The sequence below is a fragment of the Actinomadura logoneensis genome, from assembly GCF_003428695.1.
Classification (GTDB): Bacteria; Actinomycetota; Actinomycetes; order Streptosporangiales; family Streptosporangiaceae; genus Spirillospora; species Spirillospora logoneensis.
Map to the genome: position 1 here is coordinate 1 of NZ_QURH01000297.1, position 18338 is coordinate 18338.

At 72.7% G+C, this 18338-nt stretch carries 18 protein-coding genes and 1 pseudogene; 14 read left to right on the forward strand and 5 right to left on the reverse strand.

What is annotated here, in order from left to right; all coding sequences use genetic code 11:
- Positions 1 to 404: pseudogene (locus DZF91_RS18020) on the reverse strand (hypothetical protein); the annotation flags it as partial.
- A gap of 116 nt (positions 405 to 520) precedes the next feature.
- A complete protein-coding gene (locus tag DZF91_RS18025) occupies positions 521 to 1948 on the reverse strand; it encodes a CAP domain-containing protein (protein ID WP_117358624.1) in 1428 nt (475 codons plus the stop codon).
- Between the two features lie 463 nt (positions 1949 to 2411).
- Between DZF91_RS18025 and rplM the strand changes: the two genes are divergently transcribed.
- The 11 genes from rplM to DZF91_RS18080 all read left to right on the forward strand — a co-directional run bounded on the left by rplM (position 2412) and on the right by DZF91_RS18080 (position 12809).
- Positions 2412 to 2855: a 50S ribosomal protein L13 gene (rplM, locus tag DZF91_RS18030; protein WP_117358625.1), complete on the forward strand. Its 444-nt coding sequence runs from the start codon at positions 2412 to 2414 to the stop codon at positions 2853 to 2855.
- A gap of 106 nt (positions 2856 to 2961) precedes the next feature.
- Positions 2962 to 3474 (forward strand): 30S ribosomal protein S9, encoded by a 513-nt coding sequence (gene rpsI, locus DZF91_RS18035; RefSeq protein ID WP_117358626.1) that lies wholly within the window; start codon positions 2962 to 2964, stop codon positions 3472 to 3474.
- A gap of 216 nt (positions 3475 to 3690) precedes the next feature.
- Positions 3691 to 5034: a phosphoglucosamine mutase gene (gene glmM, locus DZF91_RS18040; protein WP_117358627.1), complete on the forward strand. Its 1344-nt coding sequence runs from the start codon at positions 3691 to 3693 to the stop codon at positions 5032 to 5034.
- Between the two features lie 71 nt (positions 5035 to 5105).
- A complete protein-coding gene (locus DZF91_RS18045; protein WP_117358628.1) occupies positions 5106 to 5453 on the forward strand; it encodes a hypothetical protein in 348 nt (115 codons plus the stop codon).
- Positions 5454 to 5618: 165 nt separating this feature from the next.
- Positions 5619 to 6581: a DUF389 domain-containing protein gene (locus tag DZF91_RS18050; RefSeq protein ID WP_117358629.1), complete on the forward strand. Its 963-nt coding sequence runs from the start codon at positions 5619 to 5621 to the stop codon at positions 6579 to 6581.
- Between the two features lie 34 nt (positions 6582 to 6615).
- Positions 6616 to 7638, forward strand: a complete 1023-nt coding sequence (locus DZF91_RS18055; RefSeq protein WP_117358630.1) for an ABC transporter ATP-binding protein — start codon at positions 6616 to 6618, stop codon at positions 7636 to 7638.
- Positions 7635 to 8510 carry an ABC transporter permease gene (locus tag DZF91_RS18060; protein WP_117358631.1) on the forward strand — a complete coding sequence of 292 codons (876 nt, stop codon included), beginning with the start codon at positions 7635 to 7637 and terminating at the stop codon, positions 8508 to 8510. The genes DZF91_RS18055 and DZF91_RS18060 overlap by 4 nt, the downstream gene beginning before the upstream one ends.
- On the forward strand, positions 8507 to 9418 hold the full coding sequence (locus DZF91_RS18065) for an ABC transporter ATP-binding protein (RefSeq protein WP_117358632.1): 912 nt from the start codon (positions 8507 to 8509) through the stop codon (positions 9416 to 9418). The genes DZF91_RS18060 and DZF91_RS18065 overlap by 4 nt, the downstream gene beginning before the upstream one ends.
- Complete coding sequence (locus DZF91_RS18070) at positions 9415 to 10128, forward strand: ABC transporter permease (protein WP_117358633.1); 714 nt, start codon at positions 9415 to 9417, stop codon at positions 10126 to 10128. Before DZF91_RS18065 ends, DZF91_RS18070 begins: the two co-directional genes overlap by 4 nt.
- Before the next feature lie 106 nt (positions 10129 to 10234).
- Entirely contained in the window at positions 10235 to 11848 is a 1614-nt protein-coding gene (locus DZF91_RS18075) for a M48 family metallopeptidase (RefSeq protein WP_147341195.1), read from the forward strand.
- Positions 11838 to 12809 (forward strand): hypothetical protein, encoded by a 972-nt coding sequence (locus DZF91_RS18080; RefSeq protein WP_147341196.1) that lies wholly within the window; start codon positions 11838 to 11840, stop codon positions 12807 to 12809. Before DZF91_RS18075 ends, DZF91_RS18080 begins: the two co-directional genes overlap by 11 nt.
- 38 nt (positions 12810 to 12847) lie before the next feature.
- Here DZF91_RS18080 and coaA read toward each other — a convergent pair whose 3' ends face one another.
- Complete coding sequence (coaA, locus tag DZF91_RS18085; protein WP_117358636.1) at positions 12848 to 13765, reverse strand: type I pantothenate kinase; 918 nt, start codon at positions 13763 to 13765, stop codon at positions 12848 to 12850.
- 98 nt (positions 13766 to 13863) lie between these two features.
- Here coaA and glmS point away from each other — a divergent pair, with 98 nt between their 5' ends.
- Positions 13864 to 15708 (forward strand): glutamine--fructose-6-phosphate transaminase (isomerizing), encoded by a 1845-nt coding sequence (gene glmS / locus DZF91_RS18090; protein WP_117358637.1) that lies wholly within the window; start codon positions 13864 to 13866, stop codon positions 15706 to 15708.
- 121 nt (positions 15709 to 15829) lie between these two features.
- On the forward strand, positions 15830 to 16633 hold the full coding sequence (locus DZF91_RS18095; RefSeq protein ID WP_117358638.1) for a DUF6082 family protein: 804 nt from the start codon (positions 15830 to 15832) through the stop codon (positions 16631 to 16633).
- A gap of 3 nt (positions 16634 to 16636) precedes the next feature.
- Here the strand turns inward: DZF91_RS18095 and DZF91_RS18100 are convergent, their stop codons facing one another.
- Complete coding sequence (locus DZF91_RS18100; RefSeq protein WP_117358640.1) at positions 16637 to 16852, reverse strand: DUF397 domain-containing protein; 216 nt, start codon at positions 16850 to 16852, stop codon at positions 16637 to 16639.
- A 48-nt stretch (positions 16853 to 16900) separates the two neighbouring features.
- Positions 16901 to 17764 (reverse strand): helix-turn-helix domain-containing protein, encoded by an 864-nt coding sequence (locus tag DZF91_RS18105; RefSeq protein WP_117358639.1) that lies wholly within the window; start codon positions 17762 to 17764, stop codon positions 16901 to 16903.
- 301 nt (positions 17765 to 18065) lie between these two features.
- Here DZF91_RS18105 and DZF91_RS18110 point away from each other — a divergent pair.
- Positions 18066 to 18338, forward strand: a 273-nt coding sequence (locus DZF91_RS18110) for an NAD(P)H-hydrate epimerase (protein WP_235834382.1), incomplete at its 3' end; no start/stop codon positions are given.

The window sequence follows — 18338 nt, forward strand, 5'->3', positions numbered from 1 at the left end:
CCCGGACCGCCGAAGCCGCCGTCGCCGCCGAAGCCGTTGCCGTCGGCGACGCCCTGCCCCTGCCCGCCGAAGCCGTCGCCGTGGGCCGGGCCGCCGAACCCCGCCGGCACGCTGTCGGCGCCCTGCGCGGAACCGCCGAACGAGGGCGGCCCGCCGAACGCGGCGGTCCCGTTGGGGTCGCCGAACGCGGCCGTCCCGTTCGGGTCGCCGTGGCCGGACGCGGTGTGCGCCGGTTCGGCGGAGAGACCGCCCGGGGGCGCGCCGAAGGAACCGGGGGCGAACCGGTTCTGGTCGTCATCCCACGAGACCGGCGCGGACTCCGCGCCGCCGGGACCGTGGGGCTGTCGCGGGGGCCGCTCCGAAGGCCGGCCACCGTTGTCGCCTGTGTCACCGGGGTAACCCATGGCTTGGACCCTACCGTTCCTCGTTCAGGGCTCTGGACCCATCGGCACACCCACCATGACATGGGGGCGAACCGGACGCCGCCCGTTTCAGGAACCTCACGCGGCGTCCGGGGGACTCACTTCCAGCCGAAGTCCTGCGTCCACAGCGGGCCGCCGGGGCCGTCCGCGCGGCCGACGCCGAGCGCCTTCAGTCCGCAGTTCAGGATGTTGGCGCGGTGCCCCGGACTGTTCATCCAGCCCTTCATGACGGCGGCGGCGTCCGCGTAGCCCTTGGCGATGTTCTCCGCGCCGGGCTGGTTGTAGCCCTGCCGGCGGATGCGGTCCCAGGGGCTCGCGCCGTTCTGGGAGTCGTGGCTGAAGTAGTTGTGCGCCGCCATGTCCTGCGAGTGCAGGCGGGCGGCCTTGGTGAGGCGCGCGTCCAGGCGCAGCGGGGAGCATCCGGCCTTCGCGCGCTGCTGGTTGGTGAGCCGGAAGACGGCCGCCTCGGACGCGGTCGCCGTGCTCCCGCCTCCGCCGGAGCCTCCGGAGCCGCCCGATCCACCCGAGCCGCCGTTCCCGCCCGAGCCGGAGCCGGAGCCGGAGCCGCCGCCGGTCCCGCCGCCCGAGCCGCTTCCGCCGCCCGTCTTGCCGGGGGACGAGCCCGAGCCGCCGCCCGCTGTGCCACCGGGCTTGCTGGTGGAAGGCTTCGAGCCGGGCTTCTTCGCGCTCGGCTTCGGCTTGGGCGTCTTGGCGGGGGCCTTGGACGGGGACTTGGACGGGCTCTCGCTGGGCGAGCCGTCCGGCTGCGCGCCGCCCTGGCCGTCGAGCGTCCCCTCGGGGAGTGCCGCGGCGGTCGGCTTGCGCTTCCCGTCGTCCGAGGAGAGCTGGCTCACGGCCACGCCCGCGCCGACGACCAGCGCCATCGCGCCCGCCGCACCGGCGATGATCAGCGGCGTCCGGCGCCTGCGGCCGGGGCCGCCGCCTGCCGGGGCGTCCCAGAAGTCACGTCCACCCGGACCGCCGTGGCCGCCGGAGCCACCAGGACCACCGGAGCCACCAGGACCACCGGAGCCGCCGGGACCGCCGGGGCCTCCCGGGGCGTGACCGAAATCGCCTGGTCCGCCGGGGCTTTCGGCGCCGTACGCGCCCGCCGGGATGTGCTCGGTGCGTCCGGTGGGGGAGTAGGCGAGCCGGTCGCCCTCCTCGGGCACGTGGACGGCGGTGGCGTCCGCCGGTCCGTGGCCCGCCCCCGGTCGGCCGGTCCCGTGCGCCCGCGCGGTCTCGGCGGCGGACGGACGGTGCCGTTCGTGCTCCAGCGGACGGGGCCCGGCGGGCGGCGCGAACCGGTCCGGGGCCGCGTCGGACGGGCCGAGCCGGTACGGATCGGCCGAGGCGAAGGCGTCGCTGCCCTGACCGCCGGCGCCGCCGGGGAACGGGGACGCGGAGTAGGGGCCGTCAGGGGACGGTCCGCCGGGGGTGTGGCGTCCTGGGCCGTCCCGGTAGGGGTCGTCCGCCCGGGGATCTCGGGGACGGGACGAGCGGGAGGCGCGGCGGGGAGGGCGCATCGATGCTCCTGGGGGCCGGGCCGGCGCGCTGCCGGCGAGGGAGACCGGACGGGCCGCACCTTATCCATATATGGGACACAAGGCGGCCTTTCTTCCTCTCTTGCTCACCCGCCGAGGCACCGTTGATCACACCCGGGGCGCCGCCGATCGCCCCCGCGAGAAGGCCCGCCGAGCGCGTCCGGAGGCGGCGGAGGTCGGGGCACGAGGCGTGATGGTGCATACTGGAGGATGGCCGGGAAAGTAGCCGTCGGCGGTTGACGAACGAGCACTGAGCGCAGCGTGAGCACCGTTTAGCGGCCCGGCTTTGACCCGTGCCCGCGTGGCTGGATATGCTGCCCAGTCGCTGTATTGCGTGCCCGACCTCATTGGGCGGGCGGCGATCGCATCCGCGCGGCACGCCCGTCCCGTCCACGGGCCGGGCGGGATCAACCGCCAGTCGACTAGGAAACGAAGGTCTACGACCGTGCGCACGTACACCCCAAAGCCCGCTGACGTCCAGCGTCAGTGGCACGTCATCGACGCGACCGACGTCGTGCTGGGTCGGCTCGCGAGCCAGGCCGCGCAGCTGCTCCGGGGTAAGCACAAGGCGATCTACGCGCCGCACCTGGACACCGGTGACTTCGTCATCATCGTCAACGCCGACAAGGTGGCGCTGACGGGCAACAAGCTGCAGAACAAGCGCGCCTACCGGCACTCGGGCTACCCGGGCGGCCTCCGCTCGATGTCCTACGCCGACCTGCTCGCCAAGCACCCGGAGAAGGCCGTCGAGAAGGCGATCAAGGGCATGCTGCCCAAGAACTCCCTCGGCCGCCAGATGCTCGCCAAGGTCAAGGTCTACGCCGGCCCGGAGCACCCGCACGCGGCGCAGAAGCCGGTGCCGTTCGAGATCAAGCAGATCGCGCAGTAGGACCCCCGCCGTGCCCGCCGGGTACGGCACCCCGAATTCCGTGGCCGCCGGGGCACCCGTGACAGACGGGTCCGCCGCCCTGGCTAGAAGACCTCTGAGGAGAAAAGTGTCCGAGACCGGCATCGAGACGCCCGCCGAGGGCGTCGAGTACGACTCGTACGAAGACGCGCCGTCGGAGTACTCGACGGAGACCCCCGAGTCCGAGGGGGGCATGCTGGGCCAGCCCGTCGCCACCGGCCCCGCCGCCGCCACCGGCCGCCGCAAGGAGGCCATCGCGCGCGTCCGCATCGTCCCGGGCTCGGGCAAGTGGACCATCAACGGCCGCACCCTGGACCAGTACTTCCCGAACAAGGTCCACCAGCAGATCGTGAACTCGCCGTTCGTGCTGCTGGGTCTGGAGAACCAGTTCGACGTGATCTGCCGGGTGAACGGCGGTGGCACCACCGGCCAGGCCGGCGCCCTGCTCCTGGGCATCTCCCGGGCGCTCCAGTTCGCCAACATCGAGCACCGTCCGGCGCTGAAGAAGGCCGGCTTCCTCACCCGTGACGCGCGGGCGACCGAGCGCAAGAAGGCGGGTCTCAAGAAGGCCCGCAAGGCGCCGCAGTACAGCAAGCGCTAAGCGTTCCGATCGAGCCGCCGTGTCCCGTGTGGCACGCCCCCGACCCCCGTTCACCGCGGGGTCGGGCGGCGTCCGCGGGGCGCGGCGGCTCGTTCGCATTTCACGGGGGCGGTCGGGACGCGCCGGGTGCCGGGCGCGTCCGCCATCGCGGACTACATTGAGCGTGCCGACGTGCGGGGTCGGGGTCCCCGCGCCCGGCCGGGCTAGGAGTTGATCGTGGGTCGTCTGTTCGGAACCGACGGAGTACGCGGGCTCGCCAACCGCGACCTCACCGCGCCGCTCGCCATGGACCTGTCGGTCGCGGCCGCGCGGGTGCTCGGCGAGGCCGGGGCGTTCGCCGGGCACCGCCCGGTCGCGGTCGTGGGCCGCGACCCGCGCGCGTCGGGCGAGTTCCTGGAGGCCGCGGTCGTCGCGGGCCTGGCCAGCGCCGGCGTGGACGTGCTACGGCTCGGCGTGCTGCCGACGCCCGCCGTCGCCTACCTGACGCACGCGCTGGACGCCGACCTGGGCGTGATGCTGTCGGCCTCGCACAACCCCGCCCCGGACAACGGGATCAAGTTCTTCGACCGCAGCGGCTTCAAGCTCGCCGACGAGATCGAGGACCGCATCGAGGCCACCCTCGGCCAGGACTGGGAGCCCCCGACCGGAGCGGGCGTCGGCCGCGTCCGGGAGGCGCACGGCGCGGTCGAGCAGTACATCGCGCACCTGCTGGGCACGCTGCCGGTGTCGCTGGACGGCCTGAAGGTCGTGGTGGACTGCGCGAACGGCGCGTCCTGCGAGGTGGCGCCCGAGGCGCTGCGCCGCGCCGGCGCCGAGGTGGTCACGATCGGCACCGCGCCCGACGGGCTGAACATCAACGCCGGGGTCGGCTCCACCCACCTGGACGCGCTGAAGGCGGCCGTCCGGGAGCACGGCGCGGACGCCGGCATCGCCAACGACGGCGACGCGGACCGCTGCCTGGCCGTCACCGCGGGCGGCGAGGAGGTGGACGGCGACCAGATCATGGCGATCCTGGCGCTGGACCTGCGCGAGGCCGGGCGGCTCGCCGACGACACCGTCGTCGCGACCGTGATGTCCAACCTGGGCTTCAAGCTGGCGATGCGCGAGGCGGGCCTGACGGTCGTGGAGACCGCCGTCGGCGACCGCTACGTGCTGGAGGCCATGAAGGAGCGCGGCTTCAACTTCGGCGGCGAGCAGTCCGGCCACGTGATCATGCTGGACCACGCCACCACCGGCGACGGCGTGCTGACCGGCCTGCACCTGCTCGCCGCGATGGCCCGGCTCGGCCGTCCGCTGGACGAGCTGGCCAAGGCGATGACGCGGCTGCCGCAGGTGCTGGTCAACGTGCGGGACGTGGACAAGGCCCGCGCCAAGTCGTCGCCCGAGCTGTCGGCCGCGATCGCCGACGCCGAGGCGGAGCTGGGCGCGTCGGGGCGCGTGCTGATCCGGCCGAGCGGCACCGAGCCCATGGTCCGCGTCATGGTCGAGGCCGCGTCCGAGGAGCAGGCGCGCGGCGTGGCCGAGCGGCTCGCCGAGGTCGTCCGCACGGCCCTCGGCTGACCTCCCGGACGGTTTTCCACAGAGGTCGGACCCGCGCGGGGAGCCGCGCGGGCCTCGCCTAGGCTGGCCCCATGACGACCGAGCCTGACGAGAACCGGCCCGCCGAACAGCTTGCGGCGGAGCACGAGCCCCCGGCGGAGCAGGGGGACGAGCGCCCGCGCGTCCGGACCGAGCGAGGTGTCGGCGCCCGCGCCGTGGGCGCCGAGGTCACCGGCGCGTCGGCCGTCGGCGCGACGCTCCGGCCGCTGACCGGCCTCGGCTCGCTGGCCCTCGGCTCGGCCGCCGTCGGAGCCCTGGCCATCGGCGCCCTCGCGATCGGCCGCCTGGCCATCAAGCGCGCCGTCATCAACCACCTGGAGGCGGGCGTCGTCGAGATCGCCCATCTCAAGGTCGGCCGCCTGGAGATCACCGAGCACTGACCCCTGCGGGCCCGTCCGGCGGCCGAGCCGTCCGGCTGCGGCAGGGCGTGTGGACGTCGGGACGGTCGTACGGCGTGCGCGCGGGCGGCAGGGCGTGCGGACGGCCGGCGTGCGGACGGATGGCGGGTGGGCGCGTCGGTGGGCGGATGCGGGACGATGTGACGCGTGCTGCATGTGAGATCGATCGTCCCGCCCGACCGTACGGACGCGGTGTGCTCGGCGCTGTCCGCGCACGTGGGCGTCACCAACGTCGTGGTGCTGCCGGACGCGGCGCGCAGCCCGAAGGGCGACGTGGTCACCGCCGACGTGGCGCGGGAGGCCGCCAACGAGATCCTGGACGCGCTGCGGGAGCTCGGCGTCGACCGGGACGGCTCGATCTCCGTCGAGAACGTCGACCTGTCGCTCTCGCACGGCGCGGAGGAGGCGCAGCGGCGCGCGCCCGGCGCCCCCGACGACGCGGTCGTCTGGGAGGAACTGGACCGGCAGACCGCCGAGGGCGCCCAGCTGACCTGGGCCTATCTGGCCTTCCTCACGCTCGCCACGCAGCTTGCCGGGATCGCCGCGATCACCGACTCGGCGATCCTCGTGGTCGGCGCGATGGTGCTCGGCCCGGAGTTCTCCTCGGTGGCCGCGATCTGCTACGGCCTGATCAGCCGTAACGGGCAAAGGATCGGCGGGGCCGTCCGGACGCTGTCCGCCGGGTTCGCCTTCGCCATCGTCGTCACCTACCTGTGCGCGCTGGCCGGCCGCTGGACCGGCGTGCTCGACATCAGCCGGCTGCCGGCCGACCGGCCGAGCACGGCCTTCATCTACAGCCCGGACCGCTGGTCGTTCATCGTCGCGGTGCTCGCGGGCGCGGCCGGGGTGCTGTCGATGACGGCGGGCAAGTCGTCGGCGCTGGTCGGCGTGTTCATCTCGGTGACGACCGTCCCGGCGGCGGGGAACCTCGCGGTCGCGCTCGCGCTGCGGCACGGCAGCCAGGTCGGCGGGTCGGTGCTGCAGCTCGCGATCAACCTGGCCGGGATGATCATCGCGGGCGTCGTCACGCTCCTGGTTCAGCGGCTGGTATGGCGGCGGGTCCTCCGCGGGGCGGACGTGTCGACCGGCCGGCCTAGATCCCACGGGTGACGACGAACACACCGATTGCCGCTAGGTTCGGGACATGCCGCCGATCATCGAGACCCGGGGCCTCACGATGAGGTTCCCGCGCGTCACCGCGCTCGACGACCTGACGCTCGCGGCTCCGCCGGGCGTCGTCGGGCTCGTGGGCGCCAACGGGGCCGGGAAGTCGACCCTCATCAAGATCCTGCTGGGCCTGCTGCCGCCGTCCGCGGGCGGCGCGCAGGTGCTCGGCCTGGACATCGCCCGGCAGGGCGGTGAGATCCGGCGCGTGGTCGGGTTCATGCCCGAGTACGACTGCCTCCCGCCGGACGTGTCGGCCACCGAGTTCGTCGTCCACATGGCGCGGATGTGCGGGCTGCCGCCGACCGCCGCCCGCGAGCGCGCCGCCGACACGCTGCGGCACGTCGGGCTCTACGAGGAGCGGTACCGCCCGATCGGCGGCTACTCCACCGGCATGCGGCAGCGCGTCAAGCTCGCCCAGGCGCTGGTGCACGACCCGCGCCTGGTGTTCCTGGACGAGCCGACCAACGGCCTCGACCCCGCCGGACGCGACGAGATGCTCGGCCTGATCCGGCGGATCGGGCACGAGTTCGGGATCAGCGTCCTGGTCACCTCGCACCTGCTCGGCGAGCTGGAGCGGGTCTGCGACCACGTGGTCGTGATCGACGGCGGGCGGCTGCTGCGCTCGCAGGCCGTCGAGGCGTACACGGCGGCGAGCGGGGTGCTGGTCGTCGAGGTGGACGAGGGCCGCGACGACCTCGGCCGCTGGCTGTACGGGCGGGGGGTGGCGGTCCGTCCGGAGGAGCGGCTGCTGATGATCGACATCGGCGACGAGAGCGTCTACGACCTGGTCCGGGACGGCTCGGCCGAGCTGGGGCTGCGGCTCGTCCGGATGGAGCAGCGCCGCCACCACATCGAGGAGGTCTTCTCGGTCGCGCCGCAGGCGGTCCCGCTGCCGCCGGGCGCCGTCCCAGGGCCGCCCGGTGCGGTCCCCGGGGGTCCGGGCGCCGTGCCAGGGCCGGCCGGACCGTCCGCCGAGGAGCTGAGGGGAGGTGCCCGGTGAACGTCAGCACCATCCACGACATCGGCTACCGGCACTACGACGGCAAGCGGCTCGGCCGCGCCTACGTCACGCGGTCGATCTTCGTGCACAACCTGCGCGCCGCCTACGGCCTCGGGCGTCCGGCGCGCGCGAAGGTCATGCCGTTCATCCTGGTGGGGATCATGCTGCTGCCCGCCGTCGGCGACATCGCGGTGGTCGCGATCGCCAAGCGGCCGGAGGCGCTGTTCCCCTACACGCGCTACCAGTTCATGCTCCAGCTGATCATCTCGATCTTCGTGGCGACGCAGGCGCCGGTGCTGGCGTCCCGGGAGATCCGGTTCCACACCGTCCCGCTGTACTTCTCGCGGCCGGTGGGGCACGTCGACCTCGTCCTCGCCAAGCTCGGCGCGTTCGCGACCGCGCTGTTCGCGCTCACCGCGACGCCGGTCACCCTGCTGTACGTCGGCGGGCTCGTCACCCAGGTGCCGGACTCGGGCGAGCATCTGCTGCACTACCTCGGCGGTCTCGCCGCGTGCCTGCTGCTGTCGCTGGTGCTGGCCGCGATCGGGCTGGTCGTCGCCGCGTTCACGCCCCGCCGGGGCTTCGGCGTCGCGGCCGTGATCGCGGTGCTGATCGTGTCGGAGGCCCTGGTGTCGATCGTGCAGAAGATCGCCGAGCACACCGGGCACTGGACGATGAGCGGCTGGCTCGGCCTGTGCACCCCGTTCACCCTGGTGGACGCGGTCGCGGTCCGGCTGCTCGGCGGGAAGGAGGGCGTGACCGTCCCGTCCGGCCTGCGCGGCGGGGCCGTCGCCCTCGTGCTGTGCGCCCTGATCGTGGCCGGCTCGGTCCTCGTCCTGCACGCGCGGTTCCGGAAGGCGGGCCTGTCGTGACCGAGATCAGGCTGCGGGACGTGTCCCGCTGGTACGGCAACGTCGTGGCCGTCAACGGCGTGACGATGACCATCGGCCCGGGCGTGACCGGGCTGCTCGGGCCGAACGGCGCGGGCAAGTCCACGCTGATCCACATGATGGGCGGGTTCCTGTCGCCGTCGTCGGGCACCGTCGAGCTGGACGACGAGCCCATCTGGCAGAACCCGCGCGTCTACACCCGGCTCGGCCTGGTGCCCGAACGCGAGTCGGCCTACGACTTCCTGACCGGTCGGCAGTTCATCCTCGCCATGGCCAAGCTGCACAGGCTCGCCGAACCGGGCCGGGCCGCCGACCGCGCGATCGCCCAGGTCGAGATGGAGCAGGCCGCCGACCGCGCCATCGGCACCTACTCCAAGGGCATGAAGCAGCGGATCAAGATGGCGTCCGCGCTGGTCCACGACCCGGCCGTGCTGCTGCTGGACGAGCCGTTCAACGGCATGGACCCGCGGCAGCGGCTGCAGCTCATGGACCTCATCCGCCGGATGGCCGCCGAGGGCCGCACGATCCTGTTCTCCTCGCACATCCTGGAGGAGGTCGAGCGGCTCGCCGGGCACATCGAGGTGATCGTCGCCGGCCGGCACGCCGCGTCCGGCGACTTCCGCGAGATCCGCAGGCTGATGACCGACCGTCCGCACCGGTTCCGGGTCCGGTCCGGCGACGACCGCGCGCTCGCCGCCGCGATCATCGCCGACGGCTCGGCCACCGCCGTCGAGCTCACCCCGGACGGCCTGGCCGTCCAGGCGGCCGACTTCGGCCGGTTCACCTGGCTGCTGCCCCGGCTCGCCCGGGACGCCGGCGTCCGGCTGTGGGAGGTCGTCCCGGCCGACGAGTCCCTGGAATCCGTCTTCTCCTACCTGGTGGCCCGATGAACCCCACGATCGCCATGATCACGTTCCGGTCGATGCTCGGCCGGCGGCGGGCGCTGCTGCTGTTCGTGCTGCCGGGGCTCCTGCTGCTGCTCTCCCTCGTCCTGCGGCTGACCGACACCAACGACATGGAGGTGGACACCAACGTCCTGCAGACCTTCGCCCTCGGCGCGGTGCTGCCGCTGCTGGCGCTGATCGCGGGCACCGGCGTGATCGGCCCGGAGATCGACGACGGGCAGATCATGTACATCCTGACCAAGCCGGTGCCGCGCCGGACCGTCGTCCTGACGAAACTGGCCGTCGCGATCGTGCTGGTCACGCTGTTCGCGGCCGTCCCGACGCTGCTGGCGGGCCTGATCCTGGGCGCTCCGGCGGGCCTCACCCCGGCCTTCACCGTCGGCGTCCTGGTCGGCGGCGTCGCCTACGCCGCGGTCTTCGTCGCCCTCGGCGTGCTGAGCCGCAACGCGGTCACCATCGGCCTGCTCTACGCGCTGGTCTGGGAGAGCCTGTTCGGCAACTTCGCCCCGGGCGCGAAGAAGGCGTCGATCGTCCAGTGGGCCCTGTCGGTCACGCACTCGCTGACCGACGCGTCCACCGTCCACCCCGCGGTGTCCCTGCCGACGGCGGTCACGATGCTGGTGGTCGTCACCCTCGCCGCCACCGTCCTCGCGACCGTCCGCCTCCGCTCCCTCACCGTCGCCAGCGCCGAATGACCGACCGAATCGTGACCGACGAACACGCCACGAGCGCGGGTGATCCGCCACAATTGCCGCACTTCTGAACTAGCGCCGTCCCGGACGGCTGGAAGGCGGCGGAGTGGTGTCGTCACCACGGCGTCCGGGCACGGCACTGATCGGTCTGCGCGCCCTGCTGGGCGTGGGCCTGTTGCTCGGGTTCTACTTGCTGGTCGCGATCCTCATGGTGCTGGTCACCGGCACGATGATCGCGCTCGCGGTGCTGGTCCAGGCCGTCTTCCACCAGGCCGGCAACTTCTTCCTGTGGTTGATGCTGGGAGCCTCCGGCGGTGGGGCGGCCATGCTGCGGGGCGCGTTCGGCAGGATGCGCTCGAACCGCGACGCCGAACCTGGCGGCCTCAGGGTCACCGAGGCCGACCAGCCGCGCCTGTGGGCCGAGGTGCGGGCGCTGGCGGACGAGGTGCGCGCTCCCGTCCCCCGCGTCATCCGCGTCGTTCCGGACGCCAACGCCGCCGTCCACCAGCGGGTCTGGCTGTTCGGCCTGATCAGGGGCCGGGTCACGCTGGTGGTCGGCGCGGCGCTGTTCGCGACCCTCGACCGGGCGGAGCTGCGCGCGGTGCTGGCGCACGAGTTCGGCCACGTCTCCGGCGGCGACACGCGGCTCGGCCCCCTGGTGTACCGCTCGCAGCGCAGGCTGGAGCGGACGGTCGCGGCGCTCCAGGGCAGCGACAAGGCGCTGGACGCCCAGCTCGCCCGCGTGATCGGCGTCTACCTGCGGCTCTGCATGCGGGTGACGCTCGCCGTCTCGCGGAGCCAGGAGCGCGCCGCCGACCGGTCCGCCGCACGCGTGGCGGGGCCGGAGGCGCTGGCGTCCGCGCTGACCGCCATCAGCGCGCAGTCCGTGCTGTTCCAACGGTTCACCGTCGGTTTCGCCGTGCCCTTGTGGAAGGCGGGCCGGTACCCGACCGATCTTTACGGCGGACTGCGCGCGTTCATCGCCGAACCGTGCCAGCGGGAGGAGGCCGAGAAGCTGCGCGAGGCCGCGCTCGCCCGGCCCACCGGTCGCTGGGACAGCCATCCGAGCCTGGGAGAGCGACTGGCGCTGCTCGCCGAGCTGCCCTCGGCCGGGCCCTCCGGTCTTCCCACGGCCGAGGCCGGGCTCCGCCGGGGAGCCGGGAGCGCCCGTGACCTGCTGGACCGTCCGGACGACCTGGAGAGGGTCCTCTCACTGGAGATCGCCCGCGAGATCACCGGGCTGGCCGACCCCGTCCCCACCGACTGGGACGCGGCGGCCGAGGTGTACGCCGCCGAGGTCGTCGGGCGGGCTGCGAGGGCGATGACCGACGCGGCCGTGCGGGTGGGCGGCCGATGGGACGTGCCGGGCTTCGACCAGGCTCTCGAACTGCTCGCCGCCGGCCGCGGGCACGAACTGGTCTCCGTGTCGGCCCCCGGCGCCGACGCACCCGGCGACCGGGACCCGCAGGTCGTGCGGCGACGACTGGAGAGGGTCCTGGCCTTCGTCTTCATGACCGTCCTGGCCGCGGAGCACGGTGGCGTCTGGAAGACGTCCTGGGAGGCGCGGTTCGAGCTCGAATGGTCCGGCACGCCGGTCGGCGAGCTCGTGGACCGGGCCCTGGACGGTCCGGACGGCGTCGCGGCCGTCCGCGCCGAACTCGGGCGTCCGGCCGTGGACCTGACCCCTGTCCCGCCGCTGGAGGAGCCCGTCCATGCCGGTTGAACCCCCCGTGCTCGTCCTCGACCCCACCTTCGGCGACCCGGAAGCCCGGGAACTCGCGGCGGCCACCGCGAAGGGCGACACGGACCTGCTGCGCCGTGTCGCCGCCGAGACCGGCGATGCCGACCGCCGGTCCTTCCTGCTCGGCGTGGCCGTCGACCATCAGGGACGTCCGGACTGGCTGGCCCGATGGCCCGAGGAGGAGCCGGGCGAAGCGCTCGCCCACCTGGCCCGGGGCGCCCACGGCATCGCGTGGGCCTGGGAGGCGCGAGGCACCGCCCGTGCCGAAATGACCGGTTCCGAGCAGTTCCGCGAGTTCCGCGTCCGCCTCGGCGTGGCCGAACGGGACCTGCTGCGCGCCGCCGAACTGGCCCCGGACGACCCGGAACCTTGGGCGCACCTGCTCACCACGGCCCGCGGCCTCCAGCACGGTCCCGAAGAACTGGGCCGCCGGTTCGCCGAGGTGATCGCGCGGCACACCTGGCACTACCGCGCCCACGCGATGATGCTCCAAGGCGTCGCGCCCAAGTGGAGCGGCTCGACCGGGCTGATGTTCAACTTCGCCCGTGCCCGCGCCGCCGCGGCGCCCCCGGCCTCACCTCTGGTCTCCCTGGTCGTGGAGGCGCATCTGGAGACCTGGCTGGACGAGCCTGACGGCGAGCCCGCCGAAACCGAGCCCGCCGAAACCGAGTCCGGCCACTTCGCCGACGCGGCCGTCCAGCGCGAACTGCGTGCCGTCGCCGCGCGCCTGGCCTCGGCCACGGACGCCCCGGTGACGCCTGCCCTGTCGCGGGCCCGGAACCTGCTGGCCTTCGGCTTCGCGCTGGGCGGCGACCAGTTCGCCGCCGCCGAACAGTTCGCGGCGATCGGGCCCCACGTCACCGAGAGCCCGTGGTACCACCTGGCGGGAGACATCATCGAGAACTTCACCGCGGCCCGGGAACGCGCGCTGAGGGCCGTCTGACCGGAGGAAGGCGGCTGAGCCGGCCGGAGACGGCGGGGTCAGATGCGGCGGAGGCGGACGCGGTTGATGGAGTGGTCGCGGTCCTTGTGCAGGACGAGGGTGGCGCGGGCGCGGGTCGGGAGGATGTTCTCGACCAGGTTGGGCTCGTTGATCGCGCCCCAGACGCCGACTGCGAAGTCCTCCGCCTGCTGCTCGCTGAGCTTGGCGTACTCGCGGAAGTAGGAGCGGGGGTCGGTGAAGGCCGTCCGGCGCAGGGCGAGGAGGCGGTCGATGTACCAGCGCCGTATGTCCTCGACCTTGGCGTCCACGTAGATCGCGAAGTCGAAGTAGTCCGACACGCCGAGGGTGCCGGCCGGCGGGGCCTGCAGGACGTTGAGGCCCTCGACGATCAGGATGTCCGGACGTTCCACCGTCTGCCGGGCGTCCGGCACGATGTCGTACTCCAGGTGGGAGTAGATGGGGATGTCCATCCGCGACGCGCCCGACTTCACCGACTGGACGAATCGCACCAGCGCCCGCCGGTCGTAGGACTCCGGGAAGCCCTTGCGCTCCATCAGCCCGCGCTCGGCCAGGACGGCGTTCGGGTACAGGAAGTTGTCGGTGGTGACCAGTTCCACACGGGGGTGCTCGGGCCAGCGCGCCAGCAGCGTCCGCAGCAGCCGGGACGTGGTGGACTTGCCGACCGCGACCGAGCCCGCCACGCCGATCACGAACGGGGTGGGCTGGACCGGCTCGCCGAGGAAGCCGCTCACGGTGTCGCGGGTGCCGCCGCGGCCCACGAAGAACAGGTTGAGCAGGCGGGACAGCGGCAGGTAGACCTCTTCGACCTCGGTGATGTCGATGGGGTCCCGGACGCCGCGCAGCTCGTCCAGCTCGTCCGGGGTGAGGGTGAGCGGGGTGGAGGCTCGCAGCGCCCGCCACTGCGCGCGGTTCAGTTCGACGTATGGGCTGGGCACAAGGGCCAACCGTACTGGGACGGGCGGTGCGGCGGGCCACCAGGGCTGGTCTAGTCCGGACGGCGGGTCGCCGATCGGGACCGAATAGGCTGGCCGCCATGTGCGGAATCGTGGGTTACGTCGGCGCCAGGCCGGCACTGGACGTCGTGGTCGAGGGTCTGGCGAGGCTCGAGTACCGCGGCTACGACTCGGCCGGTGTGGCCATGCTCGCGGACGGGGCGCTCGCCACGGCCAAGCGCGCCGGGAAGCTGGTCAACCTCCGCGAGGCGCTCGCCGAGGAGCCGCTGCCGGCCGGGACGCTCGGGATGGGCCACACCCGGTGGGCCACGCACGGCGCGCCGAACGACCGCAACGCGCACCCGCACACCGACTGCGCGGGCCGGGTCGCGGTCATCCACAACGGCATCATCGAGAACTTCGCGGCGCTGCGGACCGAGCTGGAGGAGGGCGGCCACAAGCTGCGCTCCGACACCGACACCGAGGCCGTCGCGCACCTGCTCGAGGACGAGCTGAAGACCACCGGCGACCTCGCCGAGGCGATGCGCCGCGTGTGCCGCCGCCTGGAGGGCGCGTTCACCCTGGTCGCGATGCACGCCGGGGACGACGACCTGGTGGTCGGCGCCCGCCGCAACTCGCCGCTGGTCGTCGGCGTGGGCGACGGCGAGAACTTCCTCGCCAGCGACGTCGCCGCGTTCATCGCGCACACCCGCGACGCCATCGAGCTCGGCCAGGACCAGGTCGTCGAGCTGCGCCGGTCCGGCGTGACGGTGACCGACTTCCACGGCCGTCCGGCCGAGACCAAGGCCTACCACGTCGACTGGGACGTGTCCGCCGCCGAGAAGGGCGGCTACGACTACTTCATGCTCAAGGAGATCGCCGAGCAGCCGCGCGCGGTCGCCGACACCCTCCTCGGCCGGATCGGCGCCGACGGCCGCCTCACCCTGGACGAGATGCGCATCTCCGACCAGGAGCTGCGCGAGGTCGACAAGATCATCATCGTGGCCTGCGGCACGTCCTACCACGCGGGCCTGATCGCCAAGTACGCCATCGAGCACTGGGCCGGGCTGCCCTGCGAGGTGGAGCTGGCCAGCGAGTTCCGCTACCGCGACCCGATCCTGTCCCGCTCGACTCTGGTGATCGCCATCTCCCAGTCGGGCGAGACGATGGACGCGCTGATGGCCGTCCGGCACGCCCGCGAGCAGCACGCCAAGCTCCTCGGCATCTGCAACGTCAACGGCTCGACCCTGCCCCGCGAGTGCGACGGCGTCCTGTACACCCACGCGGGCCCGGAGATCGCGGTCGCCTCCACCAAGGCGTTCCTCACCCAGCTCGTCGCCGTCTACCTCATCGCCCTCTACATCGCCCAGGTGCGCGGCACCAAGTTCGGCGACGAGGTCTTCGCGATGATCCAGCTGCTGGCCAAGATGCCGGAGAAGGTGGACGAGGTCCTCGGCACGATGGAGCCCGTCCGCGCGCTGGCCCGCTCCCTGGCGGACGAGAAGTCCGTCCTGTTCCTGGGCCGCCACGTGGGCTTCCCGGTCGCCCTGGAGGGCGCGCTCAAGCTCAAGGAACTGGCCTACATGCACGCCGAGGGCTTCGCCGCCGGCGAGCTCAAGCACGGCCCGATCGCCCTGATCGAGCCGGGCCTGCCGGTCATCGTCGTCGTCCCGCCGCGCTCCCGCGCCGTCCTGCACGACAAGATCGTCTCCAACATCCAGGAGATCCGCGCCCGCGGCGCCCGCACCATCGTGATCGCCGAGGAGGGCGACACCTCGGTCGAGCCCTACGCCGACACCCTGATCCGCGTCCCGGCCGTCCCGACCCTCTTCCAGCCCCTGGTCACCACCGTCCCGCTCCAGGTCTTCGCCTGCGAACTGGCCACCGCAAAGGGCCACGACGTGGACCAGCCCCGCAACCTCGCCAAGTCCGTAACCGTCGAGTAATTCGCACTGCCACCGCCCGCCGCCCACCAGGACCCGGCGGGCGGGACGTCAGCGTCCCTTGACGCCCTGCCGCCTCTCACGGAACGTCGAAGAACGTTCCCGACGACCCGGAGGCGGCAGCGTGGAAGCCAGACGGCCCCCGATCGGCCTGGTCCGGCTGTTGAGCCTGAACATCGCGGTGGCACTTCTGATCGGGGCGGCGCTCCTGTCGCCCTTCGCCCTGTTGTCATTGTTCAGCGGCGCTCATGTCGACTGGGCGCTTCTCGGCGACATCGGCCAGACGTACGGCGCGGTCTCCGCGGTGCTGTCGGCGGTCGCCCTGGCAGTCTTGGCCGCCTCCCTTCGCCTCCAGGCGAGGGAGGTCCGGCACGGGCGCGAGCACGCCGTCCTCGTCGCGCATCAAGCCGTGATGAGAATGGCCATCGAGGATCCGGGCCTGCATTCGTGCTTCCCCATGCCTCTGGGAGTCGGGCCGGGTGAGTGGCGGAAGATCATGTATCTCAACCTGCTCGTCAGCATGTGGCAGGTGAGCTGGGAAAACGGCGGCCTGTCCGGTGAGCATCTGCGCTACCTGGCCCGGAACGATCTGTTCAAGACCGAGGTGGGACGGAAGTTCTGGGCCATCTCGGGGCGGCGGAGGGCGCCCAGCGGCCGACGGGGACGGCTGTTCGTCCGGATCATCGATGAGGAGTACGAGGCCGCCGTGGGCGCGGGGGAATTGACGCCGCCCGGCGGAGGGCCCACGGCACTCCGGTCGTCGGGCACGGACACGGGAGAGGGCTTCTCGCGGTTCGGCGGACGCGGATCGGCCTCATTGGCGTTGGTCGGTGTCGGTTTTCTGGTTGGTTGGGGGATTCGGCGGTGGGGCGGGAAACCGTTGGCCCACCGCCGACATTCGAGCCCAGAGCTCAGGGGGCTTCCCTGAGCTCTAGGACGGCAGGTCGAGTTCGGTCTCCTGGATTCTGGTCCGGACGGTTCGCCATTCGGCGGCCGAGAGGCGCAGGACGGGGCCGGTGTCGCCGAGGTGGGAGTCGCGGGCTCCGACGAGGCCGGCGGCCAGCGCGCCGACCTCCACGCAGCCGCCGTTGGCCCCGCAGCGGGACCCCTTCCGCCACGCGACCTTCCCGGATGTGGTCGAGTCCATCGTCACTTCGTGCCTTCCTGTCTGACCGCGGCAGGCGCGGATCGTGGGCTACCAGCGGTCCGCGGACGCGGCGACAAGTGCCCGCGTCTCCGCGGGACCCAGCGCGACCTCGGACATGCCCTCGAAGGCGAGCCGGTACATGAAGGCGACCTTCTCGTCGGTGATCTGGTTGTCGGTGAGGGCCTCTGTGTAGACCACGTCCGGGAAGACGATGTCCCCGACCGGGTCGTACTCCATGAGCTGGAAGGACCCCTCCATGATCGGATGGGGCACCGCCAGCTCGATGACGCGCAGGGTGACGTGCGGCAGGTCGCCGACGGCCAGCAGGTGGTGCAGTTGAGCGCGCATCACCGACCGGTCGCCGACGAGCCGGTGAAGCACGGACTCGTCCAGCAGCAGGGTGTATCTGACGGGTTTGGCCGTACGGCTCAGGAGCTGCTGGCGGCGCAGGCGGACCTCGATCCGCCGTTCGAGCTCGCGTGGGGGGACGGTGTCGTACAGGCGGGTTCCGGACATCACCTGCCGCGCGTACTCCTCGGTCTGCAGCAGGCCGGGGACCAGGTAGGTCTCCCACTGGACGATCCGGCTCGCCTCGTCCTCCATCGCGATGAACTGCGTGTATCCGCCGGGCAGTTCCCGGTACTCCGCCCACCAGCCCTTCGCCGCGGCATCGTGTGCCAGCGTCAGCAGCTCGGTCCGGTGGACGGGGTCGATCTGGTACAGCCTGGTGAGCAGCTCCACATCGCGGATCTTTGTGCTCGTCCGCGCGTTCTCTATCCGGCTGACCTTGGCTGTTGACCAGTTCAACCGGGCGGCGACCTCGTCGCCGGTGAAGCCGTTCTGTTCGCGCAGCCGGCGGAGTTCGGCCGCCAGCCGGCGCTGCCGGACGGTGGGGCCTCGGAAGGGGCTCATGGCACCCGCTGAACCGCGAGACGTCGTCATGTCTCCGGTCGCCTCCCGACCAGCGCGAGTTACTCAGCGAAGTGTGCCCCACGCGATGCGCGTTCATCGGCCGGACACGGGATCCGGTGAGGACTCTTACCGGCTTTGCCGTCAGGTTGATCTTCCGGTCGGCACATAGGTGAAAATTTCACCGAAACGTGCGTTGATTCACCATCGACTCGGGAGGGCGCACCCGTCAAGGCGGTTCGTGGCCCGTCGCGGCCGGGGCGGCATGGCACCCTGGAGGAAATGATCGCGGAGAGGGGCCGGGGTGAGATACGCGCACGAGGTCGGGAACGTGCGGGCCGCCGAGGGGGCGCTGATGGCGCGGCTGCCCGAGGGGACGCTGATGCAGCGTGCCGCCGCCGGGCTGGCGCGGGTCTGCGCCGGGCTCCTGGACGGGGTGTACGGCGCGGACGTCGTGGTGCTCGCAGGCTCCGGCGACAACGGCGGGGACGCCCTGTACGCGGGGGCGCGGCTCGCCCGCCGGGGCGCCCGGGTCCGGGCGGTGGCGGCCGGGTCGCGGCTGCACGAGGGCGGACTC

Excerpts from the sequence above, each read along its gene's own strand:
- DZF91_RS18025 (WP_117358624.1), bottom strand. The coding sequence starts at position 1,948 with ATGCGCCCTCCCCGCCGCGCCTCCCGCTCGTCCCGTCCCCGAGATCCC.
- DZF91_RS18045 (WP_117358628.1), top strand. The coding sequence starts at position 5,106 with ATGACGACCGAGCCTGACGAGAACCGGCCCGCCGAACAGCTTGCGGCG.
- DZF91_RS18055 (WP_117358630.1), top strand. The coding sequence starts at position 6,616 with ATGCCGCCGATCATCGAGACCCGGGGCCTCACGATGAGGTTCCCGCGC.
- DZF91_RS18070 (WP_117358633.1), top strand. The coding sequence starts at position 9,415 with ATGAACCCCACGATCGCCATGATCACGTTCCGGTCGATGCTCGGCCGG.
- DZF91_RS18080 (WP_147341196.1), top strand. The coding sequence starts at position 11,838 with ATGCCGGTTGAACCCCCCGTGCTCGTCCTCGACCCCACCTTCGGCGAC.
- glmS (WP_117358637.1), top strand. The coding sequence starts at position 13,864 with ATGTGCGGAATCGTGGGTTACGTCGGCGCCAGGCCGGCACTGGACGTC.
- DZF91_RS18100 (WP_117358640.1), bottom strand. The coding sequence starts at position 16,852 with ATGGACTCGACCACATCCGGGAAGGTCGCGTGGCGGAAGGGGTCCCGC.
- DZF91_RS18105 (WP_117358639.1), bottom strand. The coding sequence starts at position 17,764 with ATGAGCCCCTTCCGAGGCCCCACCGTCCGGCAGCGCCGGCTGGCGGCC.